The sequence below is a fragment of the Rothia koreensis genome, from assembly GCF_052232265.1.
Lineage (GTDB): Bacteria > Actinomycetota > Actinomycetes > Actinomycetales > Micrococcaceae > Rothia > Rothia koreensis.
Genome location: NZ_CP197643.1, coordinates 456328 through 474737 on the forward strand (window position 1 = coordinate 456328; position 18410 = coordinate 474737).

The 18410-nt window shown below is 62.7% G+C and carries 20 protein-coding genes; 14 read left to right on the forward strand and 6 right to left on the reverse strand.

What is annotated here, in order from left to right; translation table 11 throughout:
* Nucleotides 1–53: 53 nt before the first annotated feature.
* The 5 genes from trxA to ACTSLZ_RS02070 all read right to left on the reverse strand — a co-directional run bounded on the left by trxA (nt 54) and on the right by ACTSLZ_RS02070 (nt 5341).
* Nucleotides 54–380, reverse strand: coding sequence for a thioredoxin (gene trxA, locus ACTSLZ_RS02050; RefSeq protein ID WP_129315974.1), 327 nt, complete (start codon nt 378–380; stop codon nt 54–56).
* A gap of 51 nt (nt 381–431) precedes the next feature.
* On the reverse strand, nt 432–1412 hold the full coding sequence (gene trxB, locus ACTSLZ_RS02055; protein ID WP_238692425.1) for a thioredoxin-disulfide reductase: 981 nt from the start codon (nt 1410–1412) through the stop codon (nt 432–434).
* Nucleotides 1413–1637: 225 nt separating this feature from the next.
* The gene (locus tag ACTSLZ_RS02060) at nt 1638–3068 is read right to left on the reverse strand and encodes a discoidin domain-containing protein (protein WP_443095542.1); all 1431 of its coding nucleotides are present in this window, start codon (nt 3066–3068) and stop codon (nt 1638–1640) included.
* Nucleotides 3069–3140: 72 nt separating this feature from the next.
* Nucleotides 3141–4775 (reverse strand): murein biosynthesis integral membrane protein MurJ, encoded by a 1635-nt coding sequence (murJ, locus tag ACTSLZ_RS02065; RefSeq protein WP_443095543.1) that lies wholly within the window; start codon nt 4773–4775, stop codon nt 3141–3143.
* Nucleotides 4776–4840: 65 nt separating this feature from the next.
* Nucleotides 4841–5341 (reverse strand): NUDIX hydrolase, encoded by a 501-nt coding sequence (locus tag ACTSLZ_RS02070; RefSeq protein ID WP_129315970.1) that lies wholly within the window; start codon nt 5339–5341, stop codon nt 4841–4843.
* A 125-nt stretch (nt 5342–5466) separates the two neighbouring features.
* On the opposite strand from ACTSLZ_RS02070, the gene ACTSLZ_RS02075 reads away from it, so the two are divergent.
* The 14 genes from ACTSLZ_RS02075 to ACTSLZ_RS02140 all read left to right on the forward strand — a co-directional run bounded on the left by ACTSLZ_RS02075 (nt 5467) and on the right by ACTSLZ_RS02140 (nt 17715).
* Nucleotides 5467–6885, forward strand: coding sequence for a CCA tRNA nucleotidyltransferase (locus ACTSLZ_RS02075; RefSeq protein WP_443095544.1), 1419 nt, complete (start codon nt 5467–5469; stop codon nt 6883–6885).
* Nucleotides 6886–7098: 213 nt separating this feature from the next.
* A complete protein-coding gene (locus tag ACTSLZ_RS02080; RefSeq protein WP_129315967.1) occupies nt 7099–8181 on the forward strand; it encodes an ABC transporter ATP-binding protein in 1083 nt (360 codons plus the stop codon).
* A 3-nt stretch (nt 8182–8184) separates the two neighbouring features.
* On the forward strand, nt 8185–9081 hold the full coding sequence (locus tag ACTSLZ_RS02085; protein ID WP_129315966.1) for an ABC transporter permease subunit: 897 nt from the start codon (nt 8185–8187) through the stop codon (nt 9079–9081).
* Between the two features lie 183 nt (nt 9082–9264).
* Nucleotides 9265–9621 (forward strand): TM2 domain-containing protein, encoded by a 357-nt coding sequence (locus ACTSLZ_RS02090; protein WP_156265523.1) that lies wholly within the window; start codon nt 9265–9267, stop codon nt 9619–9621.
* Between the two features lie 371 nt (nt 9622–9992).
* Nucleotides 9993–10292 carry a 30S ribosomal protein S6 gene (rpsF, locus tag ACTSLZ_RS02095; protein ID WP_129315964.1) on the forward strand — a complete coding sequence of 100 codons (300 nt, stop codon included), beginning with the start codon at nt 9993–9995 and terminating at the stop codon, nt 10290–10292.
* Between the two features lie 89 nt (nt 10293–10381).
* Nucleotides 10382–10996, forward strand: coding sequence for a single-stranded DNA-binding protein (locus tag ACTSLZ_RS02100; RefSeq protein ID WP_129316006.1), 615 nt, complete (start codon nt 10382–10384; stop codon nt 10994–10996).
* An 84-nt stretch (nt 10997–11080) separates the two neighbouring features.
* The gene (gene rpsR / locus ACTSLZ_RS02105) at nt 11081–11317 is read left to right on the forward strand and encodes a 30S ribosomal protein S18 (RefSeq protein WP_048680746.1); all 237 of its coding nucleotides are present in this window, start codon (nt 11081–11083) and stop codon (nt 11315–11317) included.
* Between the two features lie 21 nt (nt 11318–11338).
* Complete coding sequence (gene rplI, locus ACTSLZ_RS02110) at nt 11339–11788, forward strand: 50S ribosomal protein L9 (RefSeq protein WP_443095545.1); 450 nt, start codon at nt 11339–11341, stop codon at nt 11786–11788.
* A gap of 150 nt (nt 11789–11938) precedes the next feature.
* On the forward strand, nt 11939–12343 hold the full coding sequence (locus ACTSLZ_RS02115; protein ID WP_443095546.1) for a hypothetical protein: 405 nt from the start codon (nt 11939–11941) through the stop codon (nt 12341–12343).
* A gap of 22 nt (nt 12344–12365) precedes the next feature.
* The gene (locus ACTSLZ_RS02120) at nt 12366–13514 is read left to right on the forward strand and encodes a glycerate kinase (RefSeq protein ID WP_443095547.1); all 1149 of its coding nucleotides are present in this window, start codon (nt 12366–12368) and stop codon (nt 13512–13514) included.
* Between the two features lie 290 nt (nt 13515–13804).
* Complete coding sequence (dnaB, locus tag ACTSLZ_RS02125) at nt 13805–15160, forward strand: replicative DNA helicase (protein ID WP_129315960.1); 1356 nt, start codon at nt 13805–13807, stop codon at nt 15158–15160.
* 229 nt (nt 15161–15389) lie between these two features.
* Nucleotides 15390–15584 carry a hypothetical protein gene (locus ACTSLZ_RS02130; protein ID WP_443095548.1) on the forward strand — a complete coding sequence of 65 codons (195 nt, stop codon included), beginning with the start codon at nt 15390–15392 and terminating at the stop codon, nt 15582–15584.
* Nucleotides 15568–16776 (forward strand): cupin domain-containing protein, encoded by a 1209-nt coding sequence (locus ACTSLZ_RS02135; RefSeq protein WP_443095549.1) that lies wholly within the window; start codon nt 15568–15570, stop codon nt 16774–16776. Before ACTSLZ_RS02130 ends, ACTSLZ_RS02135 begins: the two co-directional genes overlap by 17 nt.
* A gap of 6 nt (nt 16777–16782) precedes the next feature.
* Nucleotides 16783–17715, forward strand: coding sequence for a sucrase ferredoxin (locus ACTSLZ_RS02140; RefSeq protein WP_443095550.1), 933 nt, complete (start codon nt 16783–16785; stop codon nt 17713–17715).
* A gap of 57 nt (nt 17716–17772) precedes the next feature.
* Here the strand turns inward: ACTSLZ_RS02140 and ACTSLZ_RS02145 are convergent, their stop codons facing one another.
* Complete coding sequence (locus ACTSLZ_RS02145; RefSeq protein ID WP_443095551.1) at nt 17773–18408, reverse strand: DUF1345 domain-containing protein; 636 nt, start codon at nt 18406–18408, stop codon at nt 17773–17775.
* Nucleotides 18409–18410 lie beyond the last annotated feature (2 nt).

The window sequence follows — 18410 nt, forward strand, 5'->3', positions numbered from 1 at the left end:
TTCACGTGAAACGAGGCGGCGTCTTTGTTTCGGGGTGTCAGCTGACGAGAGAGTCAGCCGAGGAATTCGGCGAATTCCTTCTCCAGGACGGCCTTCGGCTTGGCCCCGACAGAGGTCTTGGCGACGTCGCCGTCCTTGAACACGTAGATCGCGGGAATCGAGGTGATGCCGTACTTCGCAGCCGTTTCACCGTTTTCGTCCACGTTCAACTTCACGACGTCGACCTTGCCCGCGTGTTCTTCGGCAATCTGATCGAGAACCGGGCCAACCTGGCGGCAGGGTCCGCACCATTCTGCCCAGAAATCGACGATGACCGGACGGTCGTTCTTGAGGACATCATCTTCGAACGTGGCGTCAGAGACAGCCTTTGCGTTGCTCATTGTGTTTCCTTTCGCTGTGGTTGGTAGTCGACCTCGTCGTAACGACGTCGGTCAGAGGGATTCGAGGTAGTGCTGGGCGTCGATCGCGGCCACACAACCCGAGCCCGCGGCCGTAATGGCCTGCCTGTAGGTGGGATCAATGACGTCGCCGGCAGCGAAAACGCCAGGAACATTCGTTTTGGAGGACCTGCCGTTCACTGCAATGGTTCCCTCAGGAGTCAGCTCCAATTGGTCCTTCACGAGGTCGGTACGGGGATCCGAACCGATCGCCACGAACAGACCGTCGACCTCGAGGCGCTGAGTCAGTCCCGACTTGAGGTTTTCCACCTGGAGGGCCTCGGTCTTGGCCTCACCTTCGATACCGACCACTGCGGAGTCCCAAATGAAGGTGATCTTCGGGTTGTTGAGTGCCCGCTCCTGCATGATTTCAGATGCCCTGAGCGAATCGCGTCGATGAATGATCGTCACGTTCGATGCGAAGTTGGTCAGGAACAGGGCCTCTTCGAGAGCGGAATCGCCGCCGCCGACGACGGCGATCGGCTTGTCCTTGAAAAAGAAACCGTCACAGGTTGCGCACCAGCTGACTCCGTGGCCGGACAGGCGGGTTTCGTCGTCCAGACCCAACTTCCGGTATTCCGAGCCCGTGGAGATGATGACGGCCTTCGCCCAGTGAACCGTGCCGTCCTGGAGGGTGATCTTCTTGACCTCGCCTTCCAGCTCGACCGAATCGACGTCCTCGTACTGGATGTCGGCGCCGAAACGTTCCGCCTGCTGCTGCATATTGGCCATCAACTCGGGTCCCTGAATGCCTTCAATGAAGCCCGGGTAGTTCTCCACCTCTGTGGTGGTCATGAGGTCACCACCTGCCGCGACGGAGCTGGCGAACACCACCGGCTGCAGATTGGCCCGTGCAGCGTAGACGGCCGCGGTGTAGCCGGCCGGGCCCGACCCGATGATTGCGATGTCGTGAACACGGTCCGAACCGTCTTCTCGTGGTTCGGTCTCCGCTACGTTCTGGGTCTTCACGTCGATCAGGGAACCCGATCCCTGGGAGAACACGCTGTCGGTCACTTATTTCCTTCCGTGCGGGCCATGCGCTGGCCTGTGCGAGAAGGCCCGCGCACTCCGGCGTCGGGCCCCTACGATGATCTGATGGTTGAAACCTGAGGAGGTCCGTAAATATTCCGCATCGAAAGAGCCGACCCCGCGGAGACCCGTGGTCGGCTCCACAGGAGATCAGAAGGCGGTGCCCAGAGGCTACTTCGCGCTGATCTCTCCGACGTGGAGACCGTAGTTGTAGCCGCCGATGGGCTGGCTGACCTGCGGGAGCTGGGTCACGTAGACGATCACGTACTTGGCGTCTTTCGACGCGGCGTCGCCGGACAGATCCACGGTGGTCGGGCCGTTGGAGAAGGAACCTTCGCCGGCCTTGGTCGCGCCGTCGATGCTGGGGGAGTCACTCGTGTAGACGGTGAACTGGCCGCCATTGCTCTTGGGGGTGTTGACCGTGACCTGCTTGACCTTCGTCGGTTCCTTCAACTCGGCCGCGATCCCCAGCCCCTGAATCAGCTGACCGAAGCTCGGATTGGAGAACCCATAGCTGGTCCAGTAGGAGGACGGATTGCCGTCAAAAGCTTTGCTCAGGGTCGAGTCCTGGTCGGACATGAAGTCCGGATTGTCAGGGATCACCCGGGACACGTTCGCGACTTCGGGCTTGGCGGAGGACCCCGAGGTCGAAGTCTGTGACTCGGACGGGGATTCGGAACCACTCTCGGCCGAACTCACGGTCCCGCTGGGTGAAGAGCTGGAGCCCGAAACCAGGGAGCCCAATTTGTTGAACCCGAAGATCACCAACAGGACCAACAGAATGACGACGACCGCGGCGGTGATCCACACGCCCGCCGGAGTTCGGCGACGCGGACGATCGTCGTAGTATTCGTCGTCGTCATCGTAGTACGGTTCCTCGGGTTCGTCGTAGTCCCCATAGTTCCCGTAGTCCCCGGCCGGCGCGAAGTCGTTGTCCTGGTACTGGTAGCGATTGTCGCCGTCGTAGGAGCTGTCCTCGTCGCGCAGTGACGCCGCAGCGGCCGCGCTGGATCCCCCGGCGACGTCGGTCGCGGCACGGTCGAAGAGGGTGCCACCGCCCTGGGAGGACTGGGACGAACGCCGCGCGGGGGGCTCCTCCCCGAAGGCCTCGTAATCAGCATCCGTCCACTCGGTGACCGGGGAGGTCTCTTCCGCGTGGTCCTGCGCGACCTCTTCCTGGGGGGATGTCACCGTGCCGACCTGCTCGTAGTCGGACGACGTCGCTGCCGGTGCGCTGTCCGCGCCGAAGATCTCGCCGCCGAGCTCCTCGTTCTCCGAGCCCTCTTCTTCCCGGCTCTCTGTCAGGAGCAGATCCAGGAGATCGTTGGCGGGAGCGTGGGATGTGATCAGGTAGGTCACTTCGTCGGATTGCCCGAGGTCCAAGACCTGGAGAGTCCCGGAGCGCGAACCGGTCGCGATGTCACGGGCATTCTCGATCAGAAGATCACTGTGCTCAGCGCTGGCAACGAGAATTGAAACCTTGCGCTCCAGGACCTGGTCCTTGCCGTCGAGCACTTGGTCCTGCGCCGCGGTGGTAACGATCTGAGCGGTCACTTTGTACCGGCCACCGAGTACGGTGCCGAGCTGAATCGCCTGCGTCAAGAATACCCCCGCGCTGAGTTGGGTCGTAGTAACAGTTAGATGATACCGGCGTCACGGTCCGAGTGGTCCGAATTACCTGCCGAGACGCGACATCAACGGTTTGAGCATGCTGTCCAGCTCGCGGACTCGGAAGACCCGGAGGGCACAGAAGTAGACGGCTCCCATGACCAAGCCGCCGATCAGAATCGTTACGAGGGCCGTGATCTGGTTGCGCCAGGCGAAGCCGTCGAACGCGGCGCCACCCATCAGGTGCAGGACCACGAAGCCGACGACGCCGGCAACGATCGCGGAAATCGTGACCCGCAGGTGAGTCTTGACGATGCTTCCGAGGTCGTAGTCCCCGAGCCAGCGACGCAGCCCCCGGTGGAAGAGGAGCGTGGCCAGAATATTCTGCAACGCGTAGAGCCCAGCAAGGCAGAACACGATGTACTGCGGCGGGAGCTTGCCGACCGCGAAACCCAGGACAATCACGATCACCGCGGAGATCGCCTGGTTGATCATGGGCGTCTTGGCATCCTCGTGGGCATAGAACGCACGCCCCATCATGAAGGCGATCGTCAGGAACGGCCCACCGAGGGCAATGATCGAAATGACCTGTCCGATGACCGCACCCTGGGCCGGATCTCCACCACCGAACAGCATGCCGACCGGCCCGGCGTAGACCACGAGGGCGACCGCGCAGAAAATGGTCGCGACCGAAGCCACGCGCAGACCGCGGGAGAGGGTTTGCACCAGGGAGGCGTCGTCGTTCTCGTCAGCGAAGCGAGACATCTGGTTGAAGAGAACCGTGGCGATAGACAGTCCGATGACGCCGTGCGGCAACTGGTACAGCATGGTCGACTGGTCGAGAACGTTGTTGCCGGCAATCGGATGGGAGAAGTCCTGTTGGGCTCCCTCGGGCTTGGTGGCAATACGGGCCAGGAACAGGAAGGACAGATTGGCGACGACGCCGGTCGCCAGGGTCCAGCTTCCGATGCGCGCCGCCGTGCCGAGACCGATACCCCGCCATCCCAGCTTGATGCCGAGACCGAGCTTCAATGCCTTGAGGGGAATAAACAGGATCAGCGCCTGGGCCGCGACGCCGAGGGTCGCCATGCCGGCGAGCCAGAACGTCTTGTTCGCGTTCCAGTTGGACGGGTCGTGGTGCGCGGTGCCCCACGAGCCGAACATGAAAATGAACACCAGGAGCGAGACGATCGCCACCAGATTGTTCAACACGGGAGCCCACATGTAGGCGCCGAACGCGCCTCGCGCATTGAGGATCTGCCCGACCACGGTGTAGAGGCCGTAGAAGAAGATCTGCGGGAAGCACCAGAGGGCGAAGGTCGTGCCGAAATCAATCTTCTCGGGCGACCAACCATTGGCCATGATGGTGATGATCGGGCGCGCACACAGGACCACGATCGCGGTGATGACGAACAAACCGATGATCGCCAGAGACAGAAGGCGGGAGATGTAATCCGCACCGCCGTCCGGCTTCTTGGACGCCTTGATGATCTGGGGGACCAGGACGGCATTGAATACGCCGGCAGCGACCAGCACGTAAATCAGGTTCGGCAAGGTGTTGGCGAGTGCGAAGACGTTGCCGGCCGTCGTCGAGGCTCCGATGGCAATGGCCAGGAGCATGGTCTTGACGAAGCCCAAGAGGCGGGAAACCATGGTTCCCGCGGCCATGATGGCGCTGGAACGAGCACCAGTTCGTGCCATATTTGCTAAGCCCTATCGATGAATTCTTCGGATCGGCACCCGCCCGGAAAGCCAGCCCTGCGGTTCTAGATCTGGTGGATGATGTATTCCCGAGCGATGTCCGCAATCCTACGTTCGTTCGGAAACGAGAGTTTACGCCCCAAATCGTCGATGTCGGACCATGCCACGTCGATCGCCTCGTGGTCGGGGTCCTTCTCGGTGGTCAGGTAGCCGCCCGTGGCCTTCAGCAGGAAGTGGTGCACCGTTTTGTGGACCCTGTGGCCGGAAACGGTGAACCAGTAGTCAATCGAGCCCAGCGGGGCCAGGATACGACCCGCGATGCCGGTCTCCTCCTCGATTTCCCGACATGCTGCTTCCTCGTTGCTCTCTTCGCCCTCCGGGTGTCCCTTCGGCAGGCACCACTCCAGGCGCCCCCCTCGGTTGATGCGGGCGATGATCGCGACAGGATGTCCCGGGGTCTCCAGATCGACGACGATACCCCCGGCAGAGACTTCTTCCACCGTGGGCAAGGGGGAAGGCGGGGTGAATGCCCGCTTCTTCGGCGCCCGGGGTACTGGAAAAGTCATACGTCCACCTTACAGAGTCACACCTTGACACGTGCTGGGAGACCGCGTGTGTGACCTTTGTTCAATGGGTCCTTCTGCGCTTCGAAGCGCCCCATGGCGGGGTTTTCTGGCACGATTTAAGGACTATGGTTAACCTCTTTGACAGCTCATCCATTCACCCTGCCGCCCTGGACCTCGGAAAGCTCTTCGAAGCCAGAGGATTCGAGCTGTCGCTCGTGGGTGGCCCCGTGCGCGATCTCTTCCTCGGGTCGGCGGCGCTGGACCTCGATTTCACCACCAATGCAACGCCCGACGAGACGCTCGACGTCGCCCGCGACTGGGCCGATGCCCACTGGGAAATAGGCCGCGACTTCGGGACCATCGGCCTGCGCAAGGGTGACGCGATGATCGAGGTGACCACCTATCGCGCCGAAGCATACGACCCGGACTCCAGGAAACCCATGGTTGCGTTCGCCAGGAAGCTCGAGGACGACCTCTTCCGGCGCGACTTCACGATCAACGCGATGGCGCTGAGGCTTCCGAGCCTGGACCTGGTTGACCCCTATGGCGGCATCAAAGACCTCTCGGCAGGCATTCTTCGCACACCGGGCAAGCCTGAGGACTCCTTCTCCGATGATCCCTTGCGGATGATGCGGGCCGCGCGGTTCGTCTCCCGGCTCGATGTCGACCCGTCCACGGACCTGGTTGCGGCCATGACGGACATGGCCGAGCGCATCCGTATCATCTCCGCAGAACGGGTCCGGGACGAACTGATCAAGCTGATCAACGGTGACAACCCGCGTCGCGGCGTCGAACTCCTGGTCAGCACGGGGCTCGCCGACTATGTGCTGCCGGAGATCCCTGCCCTCAAGCTGGAGACCGACGCTCAGCACCACCACAAGGACGTCTACGAGCACTCACTGACCGTGTTGATGCAGGCGAAGGACCTGGAGACCGACGGCGACGGCCCCGTTCCCGCCCCCGAGTTCACCTTGCGATTCGCGGCCCTCATGCACGACGTCGGGAAGCCCGCCACACGGAAACTGGACGGTACCGGGGCGGTGAGTTTTCGTCACCACGACGTCGTGGGAGCGAAACTGGTCAAGAAACGCATGCGCGCCCTCCGGTTCGACAACGAGACGATCAAGAACGTGGCGCGCCTGGTCGAGCTGCATATGCGTTTCTACGGATATGGGGAGGCAGGGTGGACCGACTCCGCGGTTCGCCGCTACGTGAGGGACGCGGGGGAGCAGCTCGAGAGGCTTCACCGTCTGACCCGGTCCGATGTGACGACGCGGAACAAGAAGAAGGCCCAGCGCCTGGCCCACGCCTACGACGACCTGGAGCGCCGCATCGGGGAACTGGCCGAGCAGGAAGAACTCGATTCGATGCGCCCGGACCTCGACGGCCAGCAGATCATGGCGATTCTGGGGATCGATCCGGGACCTATGGTTGGCAAGGCATATAACTATTTGCTCAATGTCCGGTTGGACGAAGGTTCCCTCGGCGAGGAAGAGGCCGAACGACGCCTGAAAGAATGGTGGGCCTCCTCCGACGACTCATGATGCGGACTGCGAAGGCACCGTCGGCGATCCAGCCCGGGGTGGGCTTCACGCGGAGACTCCGAGGCTGAGGTAGAGACAGCTCTACTGTCATTCATACCCTGGTATGAAATCCTCCTCGTTCCCCGGATTCTCAGGGGGCGAGGAGGTTTTTGCTTATAGGGTGGGGCACAGACGACGTTGGACCCGGGTGTTCCGGGTCCGGAAAGGAGCCCCATGATCGAGGTCTCAGGTCTCTCGAAACACTATGGGTCCAAGCGCGCCGTTGACGACATTTCCTTCACCGTTCAACCGGGCAAGGTCACCGGATTCCTCGGCCCGAACGGTGCCGGCAAGTCCACCACGATGCGCATGATCCTGGGCCTTGAGCGGCCCACCGCGGGACAGGCGCTGGTGGACGGCAAGAAATACAGTCAGCTGTCATCGCCGCTCACCTCGGTCGGCGCCCTGTTGGAAGCGCGTGCCGTGCACCCCCGCCGTAGCGGAATCAACCACCTACGGGCCCTCGCCAGAACTCACGGGATCCCCAATTCCCGGGTGGACGAGGTCATCGACATCACCGGACTGAGCAGCGCGGCCAAGAAAAAGGTCAGCGGGTACTCGCTCGGTATGGGCCAGCGCCTGGGCATTGCTACTGCCATTCTCGGTGACCCCAGCACCGTGATCCTCGACGAACCGGTCAACGGGCTCGACCCCGAAGGCGTCATCTGGGTTCGCCAGATGGCCCGCTACCTTGCCTCACAGGGCAAGACCGTGTTCCTCTCCTCCCACCTCATGTCGGAGATGTCCCAGACCGCGGACCACCTCATCGTGATCGGTCAGGGCAAGGTCCTCGCCGACCAGCCGCTTCAGGACTTCCTCAATCAGACCGGTGATGACCAGGTCCTGGTGCGCACGGACGACCCGGATGGTTTCGCGGAGGCTCTTCGCAGGGACCAGGTGGGGGTCAACAAGCAGGACGACGGTGCCCTCGTCGTGAGCGCCGATGGCCGCGACGTCGCCCAGCGTGCCCAGTCGCAAGGCGTCCTGCTGTGGGAAATCACTCCTCAGCAGGCATCCCTGGAGCAGGTCTACATGTCCATGACCAGCGACTCGGTCGAGTACCGTTCCTCGGACCCGAACGCCGGTTTGGGCTCGGGTGCCGCGAATTCGACGGCGGGTGCCGAATCCACTGGTGGGCATTCGGGCGGCGGCGCGCACACCGCGGCCCAGCCGGAGGCCACCCCGACCGGCCAGGGCGAGAATTACCAGCCTTCGCACTCCACCGAACAGGCTCCCTGGAACCAGGAGGAGAAGTAAGCAATGAGTACTGTCGCAGATACGAATTCTCCCCGAGGCGCGGACACCGCGCGCTCGGCGTCGTCCAAGTACAAACTCTCGTTCTTCGGAGCGTTGAGGTCCGAGTCCCTCAAGTTCCGCACCCTGGTCTCCAGCTGGGTCCTGATGATCGTGACTGCGGTCATCATGATCGGTTTCGCGGCGCTGAGCGCGTTCCAGGCCAAGGACTACGCGGATCAGATGCACGAGGCCATGACCGGGGGAAAGAAGATCCCCGAGTACTACCTGCAGCTCGGTGACCCGAGTGAGTTCGCCCGACAGGCTGTGGACTCCGGTTACGTGTTCGGATACATCATCCTGGGCGCGATGGCCGTGGTGTTCATCGCCTCGGAATTCGGTACCAAATCGGTCATCTCCACGCTGACGGCATCGCCCCGGCGCGGCATGGTCTACGTTGCCAAGACCGTGCAGATCACGGTCGTCGCGGCGATCGTCGCGATCGTTTCGGGAGTTCTGGCCTGGGCCGTGACGCAGTGGGTCCTTTCCACCTCGGACATGGACATCACGTTCAAACTCTTCGAAGAGCAGACGCTGATGAACATTCTTGGTCTCATCGTCGTCTTCGTGCTCACGGCGTGGATGGGCGTCGGCCTCGGAGCGATCATCCGGAACAACGCCGGAGCGATCGTGATCCTGGTGGTCCTGCTCTTCATCCTGCCGTTGCTGCTCATGCCGTTCCAGTGGGAATGGGTCAGGGACTTCCAGAACTACATTCCCTCGGCCCTGGCGGCGAACCTGACCAACCCGGTCGAACCGATGAAGGACCCCAAGTACGTGGAGTCCGGCGTCTGGTACGCGGTGTGGTCACTGGTTCCCCTGATCCTGGGGTACTTCTCCTTCACGCAGCGCGACCCGAAGTAGAAGCAGGACCGGACCCGGATCGCTCCGGAACCCCTGTGACGATGGCGACGGGAACAAACCCGTCGCCATCGTTGTATCCATGGGCAGAAGGACGCGGTTGTGACCCGACCTGGTCCTGCGACCGGCGGGGGAGGCCGAACCGACCCGGCGTCGTGCCCATTACCCATTCATGGAGGAGAAACCTTGAGCCACCCCACCCCCGAACACCACACACCCCAGTACTTCAATCATGGATCCGGGCCCGGTCCCAATCCGGGGCCCGTCTACGTGGTCCGGAAGAGCATTCTGCTCTCCTACATCCTGTGGTTCTTTCTTGGGATCTTCGGGATCCACAAGTTCTACCTGCGGGCGCCCTTCATGGGCATCTTCTACCTGATCCTGCACGGTCTCGGATGGCTGCTGGCCCCGATCTTCGTCGGTTACTTCTTCTTCGCTCTCCTGGGTCTGCTGATGTTCATCGACCTGTTCACGATGCCGTTCAGAGTCGGCCTGATCAATGCGGCCGAGATCTCCCGCGCCAACAATCGTCGTCGCTTCTGACGCGGTTTTCGTCGCGAGGTGGCAATCCCGTGCGGTTTTCCTGGCGAGGTGGCAGATTCGTGCGATATTTGGGTCCAAAACCGCACAAAAGTGCCGTCTCGCGCCGGAATCCGCACGTGGTTGCCACCTCGACCGCGGAGGCCGTCCCTGGAATGCCCCGAAAGCCCCGGCAAAAGCGCCCATCGGAGCCGCTGTCGACGACGACGTCGTGAACTCCGTCCCACCGTGGGTGTCAGGCGGCGTTGTGTGCTGTAAACTCTGTGAAGTCTGTGCCGACTCGGCCAACCCCCGAGCTCGCAGGCAACGCGCAAGCGAACCTCCTGCTGCGGAAAGACCGTAGCCGCCAAAGACCAAAGGAGGTGGGTTCAAACATGCGTGAATACGAACTCATGGCCATCATCGACCCCGAGGTTGACGACCGTGCCGTTGAGCCGACCCTCAACAAGTTCCTCGACGTTGTCCGCAATGGCAACGGCACCATCGAGAACATCGACATCTGGGGTCGCCGCCGCCTGGCCTACGAGATCCAGAAGAAGTCCGAGGGCATCTACGCCGTCGTCAACTTCACGTCGGATCCCGAAGTTGCCAAGGAACTGGACCGCGTTCTGAGCCTGAACGAGTCCATCATGCGCACCAAGATCATCCGCCCGGAAGAGCAGAAGATCTCCTAAAGTTTCCACACATTCACCGGATGGGGTCTCAAGGGACCGCGACCGGTGCTTGACTGGAGACACTCTTCAATACGACTCAGGAGGTCATGATGGCTGGAGAAACCATCATCACGGTTGTCGGAAACCTCACCGCCGACCCTGAACTGCGGTTCACCCCTTCGGGCGCCGCAGTCGCGAACTTCACGATCGCCTCGACCCCGCGCACTTTCGATCGTCAGACCGGCGAATGGAAGGACCAGGAAGCCCTGTTCCTTCGTTGCTCGATCTGGCGCGAGGCCGCGGAAAACGTGGCGGAGTCCCTGACCAAGGGACAGCGCGTGATCGCGCAGGGTCGTCTCAAAGCTCGGTCGTATGAAACCAAGGAGGGCGAACGCCGTACCTCCATGGAGCTGGACGTCGATGAAATCGGCCCCTCGCTCCGCTTCGCCACAGCGTCGGTCAACCGCAACCAGCGCTCCGGAGGAGGAAACTTCGGAGGCAACCAGGGCGGGCCCGGTGGAAACTTCAACCAGGGCAACGGCGCCGGTGGCAACCAGGGAGGCTTCGGAGGCAACTCCGGAGGTTCCAACGGGTACGGCGGCAACGGATTCAACCAGGGCAATTCGCGGGGCGGCCAGCAGGCTCCCGCGGCGGACCCCTGGGGCCAGAGCTCCGGCGGAAACTACGACTGGAGCGCCGGTCAGGACGACGAACCGCCGTTCTAATCCGGGGCCAACCCTCCGAACCAATCAATAACCCATCCCGCGGTACACAACCTGCGGGCTCCACAACAATGAAGGAGCACCACGATGGCTAAGGCTGAAATTCGTAAGCCCAAACCAAAGCAGAACCCGCTCAAGGCTGCTGAAGTCACTGAGATCGATTACAAAGACGTCGCTCTCCTGCGCAAGTTCATCTCCGATCGCGGCAAGATCCGTGCCCGTCGCGTCACCGGCGTGACCGTGCAGGAACAGCGCAAAATCGCGCAGGCGATCAAGAACGCCCGCGAAGTTGCTCTGCTGCCCTACTCCGGCGCCGGTCGCTAAAGAGAAGGAGAGTAGAAGAACATGGCAAAGATCATCCTTACTCAGGAAGTCAACGGCCTCGGTGCCGCTGGCGACGTCGTCGACGTCAAGAACGGCTACGCACGCAACTACCTGCTGCCCCGCGGCTTCGCCGTGGTGTGGACCAAGGGCGGCGAGCGTCAGGTCGAGTCGATTCGTCAGGCTCGCGCCGCACGTGCCCAGCACAACCTCGAGGACGCACAGGTCCAGGCGGAGAAGCTCTCGGCTGCGGTCGTGAGCGTCCCGGTCAAGGCCGGCGCCGAGGGTCGCCTCTTCGGTACCGTCAAGCCTGCTTCGATCGCGGAAGCGATTGAGGCCGCCGGCCTCGGTTCCGTCGACAAGCGGGCCGTGACCATCCAGAACAACATCAAGAAGACCGGACGCCACACCGTGATCGTCCGTCTTCACGAAGACGTTGTTGCGAGCGTCGAACTGGACGTTGTTGCGTCCTAGTTCGATGGGCTCTGCGGGGAGCGCGTAAATCGTGTTCCACCGCGCATCCGGTGATGCCCGGCATATCCTTTCGGGGACATGCCGGGCATTGCTGTATTCCCGGACAGGGGGTCGCATCCGATCCCGAGATTCGCATGAAAAGATGAGTACATGGCGCACACTGACAAACAGTCCGACTGGGAGACCATGTGGGACGAAGCGACGAACGACGCCCGGACCGAGACGCCGCGCAAGCGCCGGGGCAAGAACGGGCGCAGAGCGTTGCTCCCGAGCACCAAGATGCTGGTCATCGCGACCGGGTTCTGGATCGCCGCTGTTCTCCTGATTGTTCTCGGCTTCGTTGCAGGCAATACGGGAACCAACTCTTCGATCCTTGCATTCTTCCTGGTGTGTCTGGTGGTCTCCTCGATCGCCGGAGCGTTCGCGAGCTTCCTGGCCCTGTTCGGTCTGTTCAAGTACCGACGCCGGAAGGTCCTCAACCTGTTGCTCCTGATCATTTCCGTGGCAACGAATCCCCTCATCCTGATCATGCTCGCGACGAGCGCCATCGCCTGACCGGACCGACCAAGGAGAATTCATGGCACACATTGTGATCGCCTGCGACAAATTCAAAGGCTCGGCCACGGCCTCCGAAGTTGCGGAAGCCCTGCGTCTGGGTATCTCGGACGTGCTCGACGACGCCGAGATCACGTGTGTACCGGTGGCGGACGGGGGCGACGGTACGACAGATGCCGCCTTGTCCATATCCTTTGAACGGCATACATGCCGAGTGACTGGTCCATTCGGGCGGCCCACCGAGGCCGTCTACGCCTACGATCCTGGACGCGGCACCGCGGTCCTCGAAGTCGCCGAAGCCTGCGGGCTCGGGCTGATTCCCGCCTCGGAGGTCGGCACCGAAACCGCCGACGGCAAGGACGCGAGCTCGAGCGGCGTCGGTGAATTGATTGCCCACGCCCTGGACAAGGGGGCTCGACGAATCATTCTCGGCCTCGGCGGCAGCGCAACCACGGATGGCGGTGCGGGCATGATTACCCGCCTCGGTGCTCGATTGTTGACGGATTCCGGAGACGAGGTCGGCCCCGGAGGCGCGGGCCTGAAGGAATTGTCGACAGTGGATCTTTCGGGGATCGACCCCCGGATCGCGGAGGCCGAGATCGTGATCGCTTCCGATGTCACGAATCCCTTGTGCGGGGACGAGGGTGCCGCCGCGGTCTACGGGCCGCAGAAGGGCGTGGCCGCAACCGATGTACCTGACCTCGACGACGCCCTCTCCCGATTCGCGGGGCTCGTGGAAGAGGAACTGGGCCTTCGTGCTGGGTCCTTCGCTGAAACGCCGGGTGCGGGCGCGGCAGGTGGCCTGGGCTTTGCTTCGCTCGCGGTGCTCGGCGGAACGATGGAATCCGGTGCCGACCTGGTGCTCGATCTGGTCGGTTTCGACCGATCGGTCGACGGCGCCGACCTCGTGGTCACGGGCGAAGGACGCTTCGATACCCAGACCCTCCAGGGCAAAGCGCCCGCGCGGGTGGCCCAGCGGGCTCGCGAGGCGGGAGTGCGAACCATGGCGATCTGCGGGGCAACGGACTTGTCCGCTGCCCAAGTCCGCGGGGTCGGCATCGAGGAGATCCACGCGCTGACCGATGTGGAGCCCGACGTCGCCCGGTGTCTGTCCGAACCCCTGCCGCTCATTCGGAGGCTGGGGCGACGGATCGCCTCGAACATGGAATGAGCGAACGGTAGACTCCTTGTGGATAACTTGAGGACAACCCGCAGAATCCAAAGGTTCAACCCTCACGTGAGGGGTGATGGTTGGACGGTCGTGGGATTGTTATCCACAGGATGTGTGGCGTCATGAGCGCGGAATGACGGGGTCTTCGGTATGCGGCAGGGCCTTGTCCACAGCGCCGTCCCCAATGACTCCACAACTGCAAGAAATTTGTACACAGGTTTTCCACAAGAACTATGATGTGATGCCCACCGGGCGTGACCACGAGGGTCAGAAAGAGGAGACCACCACCGATGTCTGATGCGGTCCAGGAGCAGGATGTAGGGCGCACGCCGCCCCAGGACAATGTCGCCGAGCAATCGGTGCTCGGCGGCATGATGCTGTCCAAGGACGCCATCGCCGACGTCGTCGAGGTGCTGCGCGGGGTCGACTTCTATCGCCCCGCCCACGAGTCGATCTATGACGCGATCATCGACCTGTATGGCAAGGGCGAACCTGCTGACGCCATTACGGTCGCCGACGAACTGACCAAACGCGGCGAATTGAGCCGAGTCGGCGGCGCCGCCTATCTTCACACGCTGATCTCCTCTGTCCCGACCGCCGCCAACGCAGGCTTCTACGCCGACATCGTGCGCGAACGCGCCGTGCTCCGCCGGCTGGTCGAGGCGGGCACGCGGATCGTCCAGTTGGGCTACACCCCGGACGGCGAAGTCGACGACGTCGTCAACCAAGCGCAGGCCGAGGTCTATCAGGTCGCGGAACGGAGAACCTCCGAGGACTACGTGGTCCTCAAGGAGATCATCGGCGAAACGGTCGAGGAGATCGAGGCGAACGGGGACAAGACGGATGGTATGCAGGGCGTGCCGACCGGCTTCTACGAGTTGGACGAGCTGACCCACGGTCTCATGGGTGGCCAGATGATCGTCGTCGCCGCCCGTCCGGCCGTCGGCAAGTCGACCCTGGCACTGGATATCGCCCGTTCGGCGTCGATCCACCACAACATGGCCAGCGTCATTTTCTCGCTCGAGATGTCCCGCAATGAGATCGCCATGCGACTGCTTTCCGCGGAAGCCTCCCTGAACCTTTCCGACCTGCGGCGGGGCTCGCTGGAAGACAGCCAGTGGTCGAAGATCGCGGAAGTCATGGGCCGCATGGACAAGTCGCCGCTGTTCATCGACGATTCACCGAACATGTCCATGATGGAGATCCGAGCGAAGTGCCGCCGACTCAAACAGAAGAACAACCTGCAATTGGTGGTTCTGGACTACTTGCAGCTCATGTCGTCGGGCAAGCGCGTCGAATCCCGCCAGCAAGAGGTCTCCGAATTCTCTCGGTCCCTCAAACTCCTTGCGAAGGAGCTCGAGGTTCCCGTGATCGCCCTGTCCCAGCTGAACCGTGGGTCGGAGCAGCGCAACGACAAGAAACCGATGGTCTCGGACCTGCGTGAATCCGGGTCGATCGAGCAGGACGCCGATATGGTGATCCTCCTGCACCGCGAGGACATCTACGACAAGGAATCGCCTCGAGCCGGTGAAGCCGACGTGATCGTTGCCAAACACCGCAACGGTCCGACCAAGACGATCACCGTTGCTTTCCAGGGCCACTACTCCCGGTTCGCCAACATGGCCAACGACGGCGGCGGGTTCTAGGCCGCGCTCGTGCCTTGGGGCAAGAGACAAATGTTGCCCCGTTCACTCAGGGCAGGTTCACGAGTAGCCTGACAAGTGAGCGACTCGTTTCCACTGATGCTGGCGCCTTGCCGGCACCCACTGTGAGTCCCGCTCTTGTCAACGAGTTCAGGAGGAACCATGACTGAGTCGAACAACAATTTCAACGAAGACGAAGGACCTGCTGACGGCGGAGCTGCTGGTACCCCGGGTGTTCATGACGGTGGTGCTGATGGTGGGGCCGAGGGTCCTGCTGACGGCGGTGCTGCTGGTACCCCGGGTGTTCATGACGGTGGTGCTGATGGTGGGGCCGAGGGTCCTGCTGACGGCGGTGCTGCTGGTACCCCGGGTGTTCACGACGGCGGAGCCGATGGAGGAGCCGACCGCTCTTGAATCCCTTCGATAGCACCTCCCAACGCCCCGGATCCCGAACAGGGACCGGGGTGTTGGACTCTCTGCTCACGAACTGCGACCAAGACACCTTCGCCCGCGAGGTGTGGGGCAAACGAGCCCTGCTCTCCAAGGGCGCGAGCGACTTCTCCGACCTCTTCTCGGGCCGGGCCGTGGACGAGCTCATCTCTCGTCGTGGCTTGCGGTCACCGTTTCTGCGCGTGGCAAAGGACGGGTCGACTCTCCCTACCTCTTCATTCACCGGGCCGGCCGGTGTGGGGGCCACGATTGCGGACCAGCTCGATGACACGGCCCTGTGGCGCCAGTTCGACGACGGCGCAACCCTGGTTCTCCAGGCACTCCAGAGAACGTGGGGACCGGTCGGCGATTTCTCGGCCCTGCTCAGTTCCGAACTCGCGAACCCGATCCAGGCGAACGCCTACATCACGCCTCCTCAGAATCAAGGTTTTGACGACCACTACGACGTCCACGACGTCTTCGTCCTCCAGATCGAAGGCACGAAGCGATGGGTCATCCACGAACCGATTCTCTACTCCCCTCTGCGGGACCAACCATGGACCGATCGTCGGGATGCGGTGGCCACCGCGGCCGCTGGGGAACCCTACATCGACGCCGTCCTCGAACCGGGAGACGCGCTCTACCTGCCTCGAGGGTGGCTGCACGCGGCCACGGCCCAAGGTGAGGTATCGATCCACCTGACTCTCGGCATCCACAACAGGACGCGATACGCCGTCGCCGAACAGGTGGTCGCCTCGGTTCTGGCGAACCTGCGCGACGATCCGCGGATGCGCGCCAGCCTGCCGCTCGGAATCGACGCCCCGGACTCGGCGGATCTGGACATGGTCAAGGAAGCAATCCTCTCCGCGGTGCCGGACGCTGATCCCTATCCTGACCTGGCCCGAGTCCACCGTTCCCAAGCCCGGCCCGGACCACTGGGGCCCTTGGCACAGCACGAACTGTTGCAGAACCTGACGGCAGAGACGCCACTCCAGTTGCGCGACAGTCTCGATGCGAGATTCGACGGCTCACGTCTGTGGACCCGCGTGGGCTGGCTGGAGTTCTCGGACGAGGATCTCGAGCATGTCCGTGCCCTGGTCGCGGCCCGGATCACGACTGCGGGGAACCTCGGCGTCGACCTCGCCGAACGTCTCGTCAGAGCGGGCGTGCTCGTGCCGGTTGCCCACTGATCTGTCGTGTCGGCGTCATCATTCCCCGCCCGCTGCGCCGATGCGGCCCGGCAACGCGGTGACTCCATCGGTGGCACGGCACCCCGCGGAACATACTGGGTACTCATCGAATACCGCGGCGGTTGGCCTGTCAACGGCTTCGACGGGCTCGACCTCGATTCGGACGTGAAAACCGAGGTGTTCAATGCTGCCCGGGCCCTCCGCGCCAGGATCCTGCTGATCAGGCGACACGGAAAGCGGGCCCGGGAAGGAAGCGCACACTGGGCCGTCATGCACCTCGGCGGGCCCGGGAACCTGGTACAACTCTGGGGGACCTGGAGCGAGGACTCGGACTTGCTCGGCATCGTCTCCGCCTTGCAACGGTGTACGGACGCTTCCGCATCTTCGATGGCCACGCAGAACCCGCTCGTCCTGGTCTGTGCCCACGGCCAACACGACGTCTGCTGTGCCATCCGGGGGCGGCCGGTGGCGGCTGCCCTGGACCAACGGTGGCCCGAGTACGTCTGGGAATGCACACACGTCGGTGGAGACCGTTTTGCCGCGAATATTCTCCTCGTTCCCGACGGCGTCTACTACGGAAACATGGACGCCGACTCGGCGGTGGGCGTCGTCGACCGTTACCTCTCGGGCCGGGTGGTCGGCGAATATCTTCGCGGATACACGGACCATGGGCCCATGGAGCAGGCGGCGATCCGCGCCGCACTGAACCGCAACGGTCCTGCCGGCCGGTTCGACTACACGATCGCGGACGTTGCGGTCGACGACGGCTTGTGGACGGTGCGCGTCCGCGGCCGACGACCGGGCCAGACCGACCTCGACGTCGGTCTGCGTGTGAGCCGGTCAGATCCGGAATACCTGACGTGCCGCGGCCTGGAAAGGGCCGTGGCCTCCAGGATCGGCGTCGTGAGTGTCCGGCCGGTGGATGCTGGGACGCGGTGACCTCGGGCGGACGGCAAACACCACTCCGGCCCGCTGCTTGCTGATGGCAGGCGAAGTTCAGGTGAAGATCCCGGACACGAGGCTGACACCGGTAGCGAGTATCACCGTTCCGAAGACGAAGGACAGCAGTCCGTGGCGGAGCACAAAGGCACGCAACGTGGTGGTCAGTACCCCGACGTCGGTGGTTCCGTACGTCATCCCGACCATGAAACTGAAGTAGAGGAAATCGATGTAACGGGGTTTTCCGGGCTTCCCGAAATCCAGGCCGCCGGACTCATGGCCGCTGAAATAGACGTGAGCATACTGGGTCGTATACATCACGTGAAGCATCACCCAGGCGAGAAACACCCCGGCCAATCCGACGAGTGCGGCAAGGGATCCGTGCCCCGAATCGTCGATGACCATCACCATGACCAGTCCCACCATGCTGATGACAGCGACGATGGTGATCAACAGTTCTTCCAAGACCGGGTTGTACCGCTCGCGCATGGCATGTCTTTGCGTCTGATCCGGATCCATGGGCCACAGAACCAACCAATTCAGAACCACGAAAGCCAGGGCCACCACGGTCAGGCCCACCAGAACGCCCCAGGACACATTCACGCCGAGCGCCGTGAAGAACCCCACCAGAATCCCCAGAACGAGGGAGTGCAGGAGTCGTACGTGGGCGGAGAGCGGAAGAAGCCTGCGCATGG

Excerpts from the sequence above, each read along its gene's own strand:
- trxA (WP_129315974.1), bottom strand. The coding sequence starts at position 380 with ATGAGCAACGCAAAGGCTGTCTCTGACGCCACGTTCGAAGATGATGTC.
- murJ (WP_443095543.1), bottom strand. The coding sequence starts at position 4,775 with ATGGCACGAACTGGTGCTCGTTCCAGCGCCATCATGGCCGCGGGAACC.
- ACTSLZ_RS02070 (WP_129315970.1), bottom strand. The coding sequence starts at position 5,341 with ATGACTTTTCCAGTACCCCGGGCGCCGAAGAAGCGGGCATTCACCCCG.
- ACTSLZ_RS02075 (WP_443095544.1), top strand. The coding sequence starts at position 5,467 with ATGGTTAACCTCTTTGACAGCTCATCCATTCACCCTGCCGCCCTGGAC.
- ACTSLZ_RS02080 (WP_129315967.1), top strand. The coding sequence starts at position 7,099 with ATGATCGAGGTCTCAGGTCTCTCGAAACACTATGGGTCCAAGCGCGCC.
- ACTSLZ_RS02085 (WP_129315966.1), top strand. The coding sequence starts at position 8,185 with ATGAGTACTGTCGCAGATACGAATTCTCCCCGAGGCGCGGACACCGCG.
- rpsF (WP_129315964.1), top strand. The coding sequence starts at position 9,993 with ATGCGTGAATACGAACTCATGGCCATCATCGACCCCGAGGTTGACGAC.
- ACTSLZ_RS02100 (WP_129316006.1), top strand. The coding sequence starts at position 10,382 with ATGGCTGGAGAAACCATCATCACGGTTGTCGGAAACCTCACCGCCGAC.
- rpsR (WP_048680746.1), top strand. The coding sequence starts at position 11,081 with ATGGCTAAGGCTGAAATTCGTAAGCCCAAACCAAAGCAGAACCCGCTC.
- rplI (WP_443095545.1), top strand. The coding sequence starts at position 11,339 with ATGGCAAAGATCATCCTTACTCAGGAAGTCAACGGCCTCGGTGCCGCT.
- ACTSLZ_RS02115 (WP_443095546.1), top strand. The coding sequence starts at position 11,939 with ATGGCGCACACTGACAAACAGTCCGACTGGGAGACCATGTGGGACGAA.
- ACTSLZ_RS02120 (WP_443095547.1), top strand. The coding sequence starts at position 12,366 with ATGGCACACATTGTGATCGCCTGCGACAAATTCAAAGGCTCGGCCACG.
- dnaB (WP_129315960.1), top strand. The coding sequence starts at position 13,805 with ATGTCTGATGCGGTCCAGGAGCAGGATGTAGGGCGCACGCCGCCCCAG.
- ACTSLZ_RS02145 (WP_443095551.1), bottom strand. The coding sequence starts at position 18,408 with ATGCGCAGGCTTCTTCCGCTCTCCGCCCACGTACGACTCCTGCACTCC.